The 12,643-nt window shown below is 72.5% G+C and carries 10 protein-coding genes; 5 read left to right on the forward strand and 5 right to left on the reverse strand.

The window, feature by feature from the left end:
- Positions 1–60: 60 nt before the first annotated feature.
- Both ACZJYS_RS17440 and ACZJYS_RS17445 read right to left on the reverse strand, forming a co-directional pair.
- Positions 61–270 (reverse strand): hypothetical protein, encoded by a 210-nt coding sequence (locus ACZJYS_RS17440; RefSeq protein ID WP_109515977.1) that lies wholly within the window; start codon positions 268–270, stop codon positions 61–63.
- Positions 270–905 (reverse strand): TetR family transcriptional regulator, encoded by a 636-nt coding sequence (locus ACZJYS_RS17445; RefSeq protein WP_109515978.1) that lies wholly within the window; start codon positions 903–905, stop codon positions 270–272. Before ACZJYS_RS17445 ends, ACZJYS_RS17440 begins: the two co-directional genes overlap by 1 nt.
- Positions 906–1,075: 170 nt before the next feature.
- Between ACZJYS_RS17445 and ACZJYS_RS17450 the strand changes: the two genes are divergently transcribed.
- The 3 genes from ACZJYS_RS17450 to ACZJYS_RS17460 all read left to right on the forward strand — a co-directional run bounded on the left by ACZJYS_RS17450 (position 1,076) and on the right by ACZJYS_RS17460 (position 6,885).
- Complete coding sequence (locus tag ACZJYS_RS17450) at positions 1,076–2,212, forward strand: efflux RND transporter periplasmic adaptor subunit (protein ID WP_493179759.1); 1,137 nt, start codon at positions 1,076–1,078, stop codon at positions 2,210–2,212.
- A 4-nt stretch (positions 2,213–2,216) separates the two neighbouring features.
- Entirely contained in the window at positions 2,217–5,393 is a 3,177-nt protein-coding gene (locus ACZJYS_RS17455; protein ID WP_109515980.1) for an efflux RND transporter permease subunit, read from the forward strand.
- Positions 5,394–5,523: 130 nt separating this feature from the next.
- A complete protein-coding gene (locus ACZJYS_RS17460) occupies positions 5,524–6,885 on the forward strand; it encodes an NAD(P)/FAD-dependent oxidoreductase (RefSeq protein WP_109515981.1) in 1,362 nt (453 codons plus the stop codon).
- Positions 6,886–6,898: 13 nt separating this feature from the next.
- Here the strand turns inward: ACZJYS_RS17460 and ACZJYS_RS17465 are convergent, their stop codons facing one another.
- Positions 6,899–7,300 (reverse strand): rhodanese-like domain-containing protein, encoded by a 402-nt coding sequence (locus tag ACZJYS_RS17465; RefSeq protein ID WP_109515982.1) that lies wholly within the window; start codon positions 7,298–7,300, stop codon positions 6,899–6,901.
- Positions 7,301–7,373: 73 nt separating this feature from the next.
- Here ACZJYS_RS17465 and ftrA point away from each other — a divergent pair, with 73 nt between their 5' ends.
- Positions 7,374–8,369 (forward strand): transcriptional regulator FtrA, encoded by a 996-nt coding sequence (gene ftrA / locus ACZJYS_RS17470; RefSeq protein WP_493179760.1) that lies wholly within the window; start codon positions 7,374–7,376, stop codon positions 8,367–8,369.
- Here the strand turns inward: ftrA and purU are convergent.
- Positions 8,359–9,285, reverse strand: a complete 927-nt coding sequence (purU, locus tag ACZJYS_RS17475; RefSeq protein WP_493179761.1) for a formyltetrahydrofolate deformylase — start codon at positions 9,283–9,285, stop codon at positions 8,359–8,361. The genes ftrA and purU overlap by 11 nt on opposite strands.
- A 173-nt stretch (positions 9,286–9,458) precedes the next feature.
- On the opposite strand from purU, the gene ACZJYS_RS17480 reads away from it, so the two are divergent.
- Positions 9,459–10,691 (forward strand): BaiN/RdsA family NAD(P)/FAD-dependent oxidoreductase, encoded by a 1,233-nt coding sequence (locus tag ACZJYS_RS17480; RefSeq protein WP_493179762.1) that lies wholly within the window; start codon positions 9,459–9,461, stop codon positions 10,689–10,691.
- Between the two features lie 4 nt (positions 10,692–10,695).
- On the opposite strand, the gene ACZJYS_RS17485 is transcribed toward ACZJYS_RS17480, so the two are convergent.
- Positions 10,696–12,643 (reverse strand): mechanosensitive ion channel family protein (locus tag ACZJYS_RS17485; protein ID WP_493179763.1); only part of this gene is annotated, 1,948 nt, incomplete at its 5' end.

A 12,643-nucleotide genomic window follows, 5' to 3' on the forward strand; every position in this document is an offset into this window, starting at 1 on the left:
CCTGGGCGAAACGGATTCATGGGCAAGAAACCTTCAACGAGAATCGGCAAGGCGCGAGGATCATGGCATGCGCGCCGGCGCTTCGGCCTGCAGCCCCTCGGCCCAGATATTGCCCGGCTCAGGCCGCAGCGGCGCCGAGCCGCCCGCGTCGCCCCGCACGGCGCTCAGCGTGCTGCCCCCCGCCATCTCCGGGCCGGCGCCGGAGCCGGAGCAGGCCACGGCAAGCAGCGGCAGCCCCGCCAAAAGACCGATGCGCAGAATGCGCTGCATCATTTCTCTCCTCCGGAACCGGGGCGGGCGGCGACGCAGTCCAGGAAGGACCGTATGGCGTCACTCACCTCCCCCGAAAGGGTGAAATCCGCCTCCCCGCGCAGCCATTCGTGCAGGAAGCCGCTGACCAGGGCATACAGGAACAGCGCCGCACGCTCGGGCGGCCAGGCGGGCGAGAGGCCGCCGCGCTCCGCCACCTCCTGGAAGCGCTGGCGCAGCGTCTCGCGCACTTCGGCATCGGCCTGGCGGCGGCGCAACAGGGCCGGCGCCATCTCGGCCACATATTCACAACGATGCAACATGATCGTCAGCAGCCGCCGCCGGCGTGGATTCTCCTCGAAATCCTTGATAGCGGTGGTGATGGCGCGCGCCATGGTCGGGAGGGAGCCATCCTCCTCGGAGCATAGGCGCTGCTTCATCTCGTCCTGCAACAGGACAAGGCGCTCGTCCAGCGCCAGGAAAAGGCCCAGCTTGTCACGGAAATGCCAATGCACCGCCCCCCTGGTGCAGCCCGCGACACGGGCCACCTCATCGAGGGAGGCACGGGCGACGCCACGCTCCAGGAAGACCTGCTCGGCCGCGTCGAGGAGGGCCTCGCGCGTCTCATCGGCTTCCTGTTTTGTGCGTCGCGCCATTTCCAACCTTGCAGCTGCGTTACCCTTCTTTATATACATACTTGAAGGTATCTTTACAAGCCGCCGGCGACGCCGCGGACCGTTTCCCTGGAGGATCCATGCAGCTCCTGCACCGTCGCGGGATAGCCGCCCTTGGCCTGTTTCTGTTGGCCGGTCCGGCTCTGGCCCAGATGCCCGGCGGCCCCCCACCCGCTGTCGGCGTGGCGCCGGTGGCCCAGCGGGCCATCACTGAGACCAACGAGTTCATCGGCCGCGTCGAGGCCACCGACCGGGTGGAACTGATGGCGCGCGTCACCGCCTTCCTGGAGAAGCGCGAGTTCAACGAGGGCGCCGAGGTGAAGCAGGGCGACCTGCTGTTCCGCCTCGAGCGCGGGCCGTTCGAGGCGCAGCTGCAGATTGCCCGCGCCGGCGTGGCCGAGGCCGAGGCCCAGCTGCAGAACGCCAATGTGACGCTGAACCGCGCCCAGGCCCTGCTGAACACCGTGGCCGGCCAGCGCTCCACCGTCGACACCGCCCTGGCGGCGCAGCGCGGCGCCCAGGCGCAGCTGCTCTCCGCCCAGGCGCAGGAGCGCCAGGCGCAGATCAACCTCGACTACACCGAGATCCGCGCCCCCATCTCCGGCCGCATCGGCCGCGCGGTGGTGACGCCGGGCAACGTGGTGACGCCCTCCTCCGGCCCGCTGGCGGTGATCGTCAGCCAGGACCCGATGTATGTCTCCTTCAGCGTGCCGATGCGCACCGTCCTGCAGCTGCGCGACCGCTATGCGAGCCGCGGCGGCCTGGACGCCGTGTCGGTGAAGCTGCGCCTGCAGGATGGCCGCATGTACGGCCAGACCGGCAAGCTGGACTTCGTCGATGTCAGCGTTGGCCAGGACACCGACAGCCTCGCCATGCGCGGCCGCATGCCCAACCCGCCGCTGGCCGGCTCGCCGGGCGGCGGGCGCGAGCTGACCGCCAACCAGTTCGTCAGCGTGGTGCTGGAGGCGGTGGAGCCGGTGCAGCTGCTGACCGTGCCGCGCGCCGCCGTGAGCACCGACCAGCGGGGTGACTTCGTCTACGTCATCGGCCAGGGCAACAAGGCCGAGCGGCGTGCCGTCCGGCTCGGCTCGCAATCCACGCCGAGCCTCGCCGTCATTACCGAGGGCCTGAAGGAGGGCGAGCAGGTGGTGGTGGAGGGCCTGCAGCGCGTGCGGCCGAACACCGAGGTGAACCCGGCGCCGGCCCAGCCGGCGGGCCAGGGCCAAGGCCAGGGTCAAGGCCAGCCGCGGCAGCCAGGCGGCGCCGCGGCGCCACGCCAGGGAGGCTGAGCGCGTGTTCTCCGCAATCTTCGTCGAGCGCCCGCGCCTCGCCATCGTCATCGCCATCGTGATGACGATCGCGGGCGCGCTGTCGCTCACGCGCATCCCTGTCTCGCAGTTCCCCGACATCGTGCCGCCGCAGGTGCAGGTCAGCGCCACCTATCCCGGCGCCTCGGCCGAGGTGGTGGAGCAGGCCGTCGGCCAGCCGCTGGAGGCGCAGGTCGTCGGCGTCGAGAACTCGATCTACATGCGCTCCACCAGCGGCAGCGACGGCAGCTACACGCTGAACGTCAGCTTCCGGCTGGGCAGCAACGCCGACATCAACACCGTCAACGTCAACAACCGCGTGCAGGCCGCGCTGTCGCTGATGCCGACGGAGGTGCAGCAGCAGGGCATCCAGGTCCGCAAGCAGTCCTCCTCCATCCTGCAGGTGCTGTTCCTCTACGCGAACGAGGCGGGGGAGTACGACCCGCTCTTCCTGACCAACTATGCCACGCTGAACCTGCTGGACGAGATCTCGCGCACCCAGGGCGTGGGCTCCGCCACGCTGTTCTCGCGCCAGAACTACGCCATGCGCATCTGGTTCGACACGCAGCGGCTGGTCAGCCTGAACCTCTCGCCGTCCGACATCATCAACGTCATCCGCACCCAGAACGTGCAGGCGCCCGCCGGCCGCATCGGCGCGCAGCCGGTGCCGAGGGACCAGGCGGTGCAGATGAACGTCCGCACCCAGGGCCGCCTGTCCACGCCCGAGCAGTTCGGCGACATCGTCATCCGCGCCAACCCGGACGGCTCGCTGCTGCGGGTGCGGGACGTGGCGCGGGTCGAGATGGGGCCGCAGAACCAGGACGTCAGCACCCGGCTGAACGGCCAGGACGGCGTCGGCATCGGCATCTACCTCGCCCCCGGCGCCAACGCGGTGAACGCCGCCGCGGCGGTGGGCGCGACGCTGGAGCGCGTGCGCGCCCGCATGCCCGAAGGCATGACCGTCCGCCCGGTGTTCGACACCACCATCTTCGTCTCCGACACCATCCACGAGGTTATCAAGACCCTGGTGGAGGCCTTCGTGCTGGTGGGCGTGGTGGTGTTCCTGTTCCTCGGCAGCCTGCGCGCCACCATCATCCCCATCATCGCGGTGCCGGTCAGCCTGATTACCACCTTCGCGGTGCTGCTGGTGATGGGCTACTCGGCCAACACCGTCTCGCTGCTGGCCATGGTCCTGGCCATCGGCATCGTCGTCGACGACGCCATCGTGGTGGTCGAGAATGTCGAGCGGGTGATGGAGGAGGAGCCGGAGCTCTCCCCGGCCGAGGCCACCAAGAAGGCGATGGCGCAGATCACCGCGCCGATCATCGCCATCACCCTGGTGCTGCTCTCGGTCTTCGTGCCGATCGGCTTCATCCCCGGCCTCTCCGGCGTGCTGTTCCGGCAGTTCGCGGTGACCATCTCGGTCGCCATGGTGATCTCGGCGATCAACGCGCTGACCCTCTCCCCCGCCCTCTGCGCCATCCTGATGCGCCATGGCGGCGAGCGGCGCGGCATCATGGGCTGGATCAGCCGGCGCATCGACAATGTGCGCGACGGCTATGCCGGGCTGGTGCGGCGGCTGCTGCGGCTGGCCATCGTCAGCATCGTGCTGGTCGGCGCCTTCGGCTTCGGCGCCTTCACCCTCGCCAGCAAGGTGCCGCAGGGCTTCCTCCCCTCCGAGGACCAGGGCGCCTTCATCATCGCCTTCCAGCTGCCCGACGGCGCCGCGCAGCCGCGCACCAGCGCGGTGGTGGCCGACATGGAGCGCCGGCTGAAGGAGCTGCCGCAGGTGCGCGACGCCATCGCCATCGTCGGCCTGTCGCTGCTCGACAGCAGCAACTCCTCCTCCGCCGCCACCATGTTCGTGCAGCTCAAGGAGTTCAGCGAGCGCACCGGCCCGGGCGACAACGTGCAGGCGCTGATCGGCCGGATCTTCATGGAGAGCCAGCAGATCCGCGGCGCGCAGATCATCCCGATCAACCTGCCGCCGATCATCGGCCTGTCCACCGGCGGCGGCTTCGAGTACCAGCTGGAGAGCCTGGAAGGCGCGGACCCGGCGCAGATCGGCCAGGTGATGGGCGGGCTGCTCGCCGCCGCCAACCAGGACCCGCGGCTGACCCAGGTGTTCTCCACCTTCTCCGCCCGCGCGCCCTCGCTCTACCTCGACATCGACCGCGAGAAGGCGCAGGCGCTGGGCCTGACCATGACCGACGTGTTCGCGGCGCTGCAATCCACGCTGGGCAGCAGCTTCGTGAACAACTTCAACCTCTACGGCCGCACCTGGCAGGTGCTGGTGCAGGGCGAGGCGCAGGACCGCCGCAGCGAGGAGGATCTCTGGAAGATCCAGATCCGCAACGCGCGCGGCGTCATGGTGCCGCTGCGCGCCATCGCCACCGTGCGCACGGTGGTCGGGCCGCAGACCATCACGCGCTACAACAACTACCGCTCCATCACCATCCAGGGCAGCCCGGCCCCGGGCGTCTCCTCGGGCGCCGCGCTGCAGGCGATGGAGGAGATCTCCCGCAACACCCTGCCCGCCGGCTACGCCTTCGAGTGGACCGGCACCGCCTTCCAGGAGCGCCAGGCCCAGGGCCAGACGGTCTACATCCTGGCGCTGGCGGTCCTCTTCGCCTTCCTCTTCCTGGTGGCGCTGTACGAGAGCTGGGTCATCCCCATCCCCGTGCTGCTCTCCGTGGTGGTGGGCGTGATGGCGGCGGTGGGGGCGATCTCCTTCGCCGGGCTGTCGATGGACCTCTATGCGCAGATCGGCCTCGTCGTGCTGATCGCGCTGGCGGCCAAGAACGGCATCCTGATCATCGAGTTCGCCAAGGAGCAGCGGGAGGCCGGGCGCTCCATCCTGGAGGCCGCCGAGATGGGCGCCCGCCTGCGCTTCCGCGCCGTGATGATGACCTCGATCGCCTTCATCCTCGGCCTGGTGCCGCTGGTCTGGGCGAGCGGCGCCTCGATGCTGGCGCGGCGGGCGGTCTCCACCCCCGTCTTCGCCGGCATGATCGCCGCCTCCACCATCGGCATCTTCCTGATCCCGATGCTCTACGTGGTGTTCCAGCGGATGCGCGAGGCGACGCACCGCCGTCTCGGCCGGGGCCAGCATGCCGGCACGGGCCATGCCGGCGCCGGCGGGCACGGCCCGGCGGCCCACTGAGGCCCGGCGCACTGGCCCGGCCGGCGGGGGGCAACCCATTCGCCCCCCGCCGGTTCACCTCCCGATAGCAGGACGAAAACGAAGGGGCGCCATCCTGCATGGCGCCCCTTCTCCATGTGGAGATACGCGCATGCCCGGCCCTTCCTCCGAGCCCTCGCCACGCCCCCTCGCGGTCACGCCCGCCCCGGCCCGGGCGGTGCCGAAGCGCATCGTGATTGTGGGCGGCGGCGCGGGCGGGGTGCATCTGGCCACGCGGCTGGGGCACCTCCTCGGGCGCCGCGGCCGCGCGGAGATCCTGCTGCTGGACCGCGATTCCAGCCATATCTGGAAGCCCCTGCTGCACGAGGTGGCGGCCGGCACGCTGGACACCGGGCAGGAGCAGCTCGGCTTCATCGCCCATGCCAGCCGGCACGGCTTCCGCTACCTGCCGGGCGAGATGGTGGGGCTGGACCGCGCCGCGCGGCAGGTGCAGCTCGGCCCCCTGCGCGACCGCGCCGGCACCGAGGTGCTGCCCCCCCGCACCGTGGAGTACGACCTGCTGGTGCTGGCCGTGGGCAGCCGCGCCAATGATTTCGGCATCCCCGGCGTACGCGAGCACTGCCACTTCATCGACAGCCGCAACCAGGCGGAGGACTTCAACACCGCGCTCCGCACCGAGGTGATCCGCTGCCTGGCGGCGGCGGACGGCGCCACGCTCGACATCGCCATCGTCGGCGCGGGCGCCACGGGGGTGGAGCTGACGGCCGAGATCAACACCGCACTCGACCTCGCCGCCGCCTATGGCTTCCCCGGCCTGCGCGAGCGGCTGCGGCTGACCCTGGTGGAGACCGCGCCGCGTATCCTGGGCGCCCTGCCCGAGCGCGTGGCCGAGGCCTCGCGCCAGGAGCTGGAACGGCAGAAGGCCACGGTGCTGACCGGTGCGCAGGTGGTCTCGGTGGATGCCGAGGGGCTGAACCTGAAGGATGGCCGGCGCGTGCCCGCCAGGCTGAAGGTCTGGGCGGCCGGCGTGGCCGCGCCTGCCTTCCTGCACGAGCTGGACGGGCTGGAAAGCCAGCGCAACGCCCAGCTCGTGGTGCGCCCGACGCTGCAGACCACGCGGGACGACGCCATCTTCGCCATGGGCGACTGCGCCGCCCTCACCCTCCCCGGCCAGGAGCGCCCGCTCGGCGCCACGGCGCAGGTGGCGCAGCAGCAGGCGAAGCATCTGGCGCGCGCCATTCCCGCCCTGCTGGAAGGCAGGCCCCTGCCGGAGTTCGACTACCAGCACCGCGGGGCGCTGGTGGCCATCGGCCACTACAACGCTTTCGGCAGCCTGGGCCGGCGCGGGCTGCTGGGCGGCGGCACCTTCATCCAGGGCCGCATCGCCCAGATCAGCTATGCCTCGCTCTACCGCCAGCACCAGCTGGCGCTGCACGGCTTCTGGCGCTCGCTGCTGTTCTGGGCCTCCGACCTGCTGCGCCGCGCCAGCACCCCGCGCGTGCGGCTGGAGTGAGGGGCGGCGCGGCTCAGCCCGCGCCTTCGGCGAAGGCGAAGCCCTCATCCGCCCAGCCGGTCATGCCGCCCAGCATCAGCTTCACCCGCCGCCCCAGCCGGGCGAGGCGCAGCGCCGCGCGATCCGCCCCGTTGCAGTGCGGGCCGGCGCAGTAGGCGACGAACAGCGTCTCCGCCGGCCAGGCTTCCAGCGCCGCCGCGTCGATCCGCGCATGCGGCAGGTTCACCGCCCCCGGCACATGGCTGCGCGCGAAGGCGCCCGGGCCGCGGACGTCGAGCAGCACGAAATCCGCAGCACCCGCCCGCAGGGCGGCGTGGACGTCGGCGCAGTCGGTCTCGAGCGCCAGGCGCCGCGCGAAATGCGCGGCCGCCTCTTCGGGCGCGGCGGCGGGTATGGCGGCGACAGGGCTGGGCATCCTCGGCTCCTCTGCTGGATCGTATGGCCCGGCCATGCTGCGCCCGCCGCGCCGGGGCTGGTGAGTGGCCGGGATGCCACCTATCGTCGAGATCGTGCCAAACCCCGCCCCGCCCCGGAACCGCCTCGTCGTGCTGCTGGCCTATGACGGGCTCTGCACCTTCGAGTTCGGCTGCGCGGTGGAGGTGTTCGGCCTGCCCCGCCCGGAGCTGGAGCCGGACTGGTACCGCTTCGCCGTCGCCGCCATCGAGCCGGGGCCGCTGCGCGCCACCGGCGGCGTGCGGGTGCTGGCCGATGGCGGGATGGCGCTGCTGGCCCAGGCCGGCACCATCGTCATCCCCGGCTGGCGCGGCGTCGATGCGCCGGTGCCCGAGGATCTGGCCGTGGCGCTGCGGGCGGCGGCGGCGCGCGGGGCGCGGCTGCTCTCGCTCTGCTCCGGCGCCTTCGTGCTGGCGGCGGCCGGGCTGCTGGAAGGCCGCAGCGCCACCACCCACTGGCACCATGCCGCGGCGCTGGCGGCCCGCCACCCCGGCCTGCGCGTGGTGCCGGACGTCCTCTATGTGGACGAGGGCATGGTGCTGACCGCCGCCGGCAGCGCGGCAGGGCTCGATCTCTGCCTGCACCTGGTGCGGCGGGACTGGGGCGCGGCCGTGGCCAACAGCGTGGCACGGCGCCTGGTCGTGCCGCCGCACCGGCAGGGCGGGCAGGCGCAGTATGTGGAGCGGCCCGTGCCACGGGAGCGCGCCGGCGGCCACCGCCTCGGCCCGCTGCTGGACGCGGTGCGCGCCAGCCTGGCCGAGCCGTGGGACATCGGCCGGCTCGCCGCCGCCGCGGCGCTGAGCCCGCGCGGCCTGCACCGGCATTTCCGTGCCGCCACCGGCCAGAGCCCCGGCGCCTGGCTGCTGGCCGAGCGCCTCGCCCGCGCGCGGGAGCTGCTGGAGACCGGCCGCCTGCCGGTGCAGGCGGTGGCGGAGGCCAGCGGCTTCGCCACCGCCGCGGCGCTGCGGCACCATTTCCGCGCCGCGCTGGGCAGCAGCCCGGCGGCCTACCGGGCGCGCTTCAGCCGGTGAACACGACCGTCTTGTTGCCGTTGAGGATCACGCGGTCCTCCAGGAAGAAGGTGATGGCGCGGGCCAGCACGCGGCGCTCGATGTCCCGCCCCTTGCGGACGAGGTCCTCGGCCGTGTCGTGGTGGCTGATGCGCTCCACGTCCTGCTCGATGATCGGCCCCTCGTCGAGGTCGGCCGTCACGAAATGCGCGGTGGCGCCGATCAGCTTGACGCCGCGCGCATGCGCCTGGTGGTAGGGGCGCGCGCCCTTGAAGCCGGGCAGGAAGGAGTGGTGGATGTTGATGCAGCGCCCCGGCAGCTTCGCCGCAAGCCCGTCCGACAGCACCTGCATGTAGCGCGCCAGCACCATCAGGTCGGAGCGCGTCTCCTGGAACAGGCGCCAGATCTCCGCCTCCTGCTCCATCTTGGTGGCGCGCGTCACCGGCAGGTGGTGGAAGGGCACGCCGGTGAAGTCGAGATGCGCATAGGTCTCCAGCGGATGGTTGGAGACGATGCCGGTCAGCTCCATCGGCAGCTCGCCGATGCGCCAGCGGTAGAGCAGGTCGGCCAGGCAGTGGTCGAACCGGCTCACCAGCAGCATCACCCGGCGCTTCGCGGCGCGCTCGCGCAGCGTCCACTGCATGCCGAAGCGCTCGCCCACCGGCTGCACCGCCGCGCGCAGCGCCGCCGCCTCCGCCTCCGGCGGCACGTCGAACACCACCCGCATGAAGAAGCGGCCGGTGGCGGTGTCGTCGAATTGCTGCGCCTCCTGGATGTTGCCGCCCGCCTCGAACAGCGCCGTCGCCACCGCGGCGACGATGCCGGGGCGGTTGGCGCAGGTCAGCGTCAGCACATGGTCGGTGCGCAGCCTGGCCAGGCTCTGCGTGTTCCGGCTCTGGATGTCCTGGCTCGGGCCGGCGGGAATGGGAAGCGTCATCGCGGGGGAGATACTCTGCGGTTCTGATGGGGCGGCAGGGGTCGGGCGCCGGCGGGCGCGCTGCCGCCGGGCAAAATACAGGAGAAAGGCCGGCCGCGCTGCCCCCGGATGCCGCGCCATGCGCGGGCGAGGCATGCGCTGCCCCACCCTCCCCGATCCGCTATAAGGCGGGCGTGCTGAATGAAATCTCCTCCCCCTGGGCCGCCGTGCTCGGGGCCGGGCCGGCCGGGCTGATGGCCGCCGAGACCCTCGCCCAGGCCGGACACCGCGTGGTGGTGTTCGACCGCATGCCCTCCGTGGCGCGAAAGTTCCTGATGGCGGGGCGCGGTGGGCTGAACCTCACCCACACCGAACCGCTGCCCGCCTTCATCGCCCGCTACGGCGCGGCGGCGCGGCCTCTCGCGCCGCTCATCGAGGCGTTCCCGCCCGAGGCGCTGATGCGCTGGGCGGAGGCGCTGGGCCAGCCCGTCTTCACCGGCAGCTCCGGCCGGGTGTTCCCGCGCGCCATGAAGGCCTCGCCGCTGCTGCGCGCCTGGCTGGCGCGGCTCGCCGCGCAGGGCGTGGAGATCCGGACGCGGCATGACTGGCAGGGCTTCGCGCCGGATGGCGCGCTGCGCTTCCACACGCCCACAGGCCCTGCGCTGCTGCGCCCCGCCGCCACGGTCCTGGCGCTGGGCGGCGCCTCCTGGCCGCGCCTCGGGGCGGATGGAAGCTGGGTTCCGGCGCTGGCCGGCCTGCCGGTGGCGCCACTCCGCCCGGCCAATATGGGCTTCCGCGTTCCGTGGTCGGACGTCTTCGCCGCGCGCCATGCCGGCACGCCGCTGAAGCGCATCGCCCTGCACTTCGCTGGACGCAGCGTGCGCGGCGAGGCCGTGATCACCCGCGGCGGCATCGAGGGCGGCGCGGTCTATGCCCTCTCCGCCCCGCTGCGCGAGGCCATCGCGGCCGATGGCGTGGCGGTGCCGCGGCTCGACCTGCGGCCGGACCTCCCGGCCGAGGAGGTGGCGCGCCGGCTGTCGGCGCCGCGCCGGGGGCAGTCGCTCTCCACCTTCCTGCGCAAGGCGCTGGCGCTGCCGCCGGTCTCGATCGGGCTGGTGCAGGAGGCCCTGCATGGCGGCGCCGCGCCCGATGCGCTGCCCGCCTTGCTGAAGGCGCTGCCCCTGCGGCTGGTGGCGCCGCAGGGGCTGGAGCGGGCCATCTCCTCGGCCGGCGGCCTCTCCCTGGCGGCGCTGGACGCGTGGCTGATGCTGCGGGAGCGCCCCGGCCTGTTCGCCGCCGGCGAGATGCTGGACTGGGAGGCGCCGACCGGCGGCTACCTCCTGCAGGCCTGCTTCGCCACCGGGCTCCGCGCCGGCCAGGGCGCCGCGCGCTGGCTGTCCGCCGCCGGGGCGCCCGGCCAGGGCTGAAGCCTCAGCCCGGCTGCCGGGCCTCGGTGCCGGACTCCGGCCCCGTCTCCGGCTCCGGCCAGGCCGCGCGGGAGGGCAGCAGGAGGGAGGGACGCGGCGGCGTCAGCGGAATGCCCTCGCGGTCGAAGCGCTGCTTCAGCCGCAGGTTGAAGGCGCGGCCCACCCCCCATTGCTGCTGCGCGCGGGTGCGCAGCCCGCCCATGATGGTGATGCCCTCCGGCGTGAACTGGTCCACGCCCCAGATCTGCAGGCCGCTCAGCATGTTGGGGCCGAACTCGGGGTCGGCCCGCAGCGCCTCGCCCACCTCGGTCATGATCTCCATCACGCGGTCCAGATCGGCGTCGTAGCCCACCACCACCTTGACCGTGTAGACGCCGAAGCCGCGCGAGCGGTTCTTCATCGCCTTGATCTGGCTGAAGGGGATGGTGTGCAGCGCGCCCTCGCCGTCGCGGATGCGCACGGTGCGGATGGTGACGCTCTCCACCACCCCCGCGCGGTCGCCGGTGTCGATCGTGTCGCCGATGGCGATGGTGTCCTCGATCAGCATGAACAGGCCGGTGATGACGTCCTGCACCAGCTGCTGCGCGCCGAAGGAGATGGCCAGGCCGACGACGCCGGCACCCGCCAGCAGCGGCGCCACGTTGATGCCGAGATTGCTCATCACCGCGATGACGGTGAGCACGCAGAGCACGACGAAGGCGAAGTTGCGCAGCATCGGCAACAGAGTGCGGGCACGGGTGCTGTGGTCGCGCGGGCGGCCGCTGGCGTCGCTCGGCAGCAGCGCGTGCTCCACCGCCGTGTCCAGCGTGATCCAGATGACCCAGCCCACCAGCACCGCCACCGCGATGGAGGCGATGGGGCGGAAGATGGCGAAGCCGATGCCGCCGCTGATCCAGGCCAGCACGTCGAAGTTCCACAGCCGCAGGCAGAGCGCCACCACCAGCACGCCCGCCACCACGCGCAGCAGGCGGCGCAGCAGGCCGAGATAGCGCCCCTGCAACTGCCGGACGAGGCCGCCGCGGCCCTGCTGCATGCCCGACACCATGCGCCCCAGCATGCCCGACAGCGCGAAGGTGACGGCCATGACCAGCACGATCAGCCCGATGGTGAGCAGCGCGCGGCCGAGGAAGGAGCCCTGCCCCAGCCCCAGCAGGCGGGAGATGATGTGCCCCGCCACCAGGATCAGCGCCAGGAAGTGCCAGTTGTCGGCCACGGTGCGGCCCACGGCGCGCAGCGTGCCGCCTTTGCCGGTGGCCGCCTCGTCGCGGCTGTCCAGCAGCAGGCGGCGCACGGCGCGGCGGCGGCGCAGCACGAACAGGATGGAGACGACCACCAGCGCCGCATCCAGCGCCAGCCCGGCCAGCAGGGCCGCATCCGGCCCGATGATCCAGCGCAGCTCGGCGTCGCGCAGGTTGGAGCTGGCGGCGGCCAGGGCGGCCAGCGCCACCAGCCAGGGCAGCACGCGCCGCCGCGCGTAGCGGGCGATCTGCCAGCCGCGCAGCGGGCCCAGCAGGAAGAACAGCGGATGCCCCAGCCGCCAGACCAGCGCGCCCAGCAGGAAGGGCGTGGCCACTGCCAGGAACAGCCGCGCCTCCTGCCAGCCGCCCGGCACCATGGCCTGCCAGCCGAAGATCACCAGCGCCGCCGGCAGCAGCGGCGCCAGCCGGCGGGCCGCCTCGAGGCCGGCGGTGCGCCACAGCGCGGCGCGGCTCTCGGGCTGGAAGCGCTCGGCGTCGCGGCGCGGCCGCAGCCAGCTCAGGGCCGAAAGCCCGTAGAGCAGCGCCGCCGCCAGCCCCCAGCCGGCGCCGGCCCAGAGCACGAAGTGCCACAGGTCGCCATCACGCCAGGCGGTGCCCAGCCGGCCGGCCAACTGCTCGCCGGCGGCGGTGAGCCGGTGCCCCAGGGCGCCGCCTTCCACCTGCTCCCGCACCGACTGCCCCACATCGGTCAGC

It is taken from the genome of Roseomonas sp. TS2 (assembly GCF_058833935.1).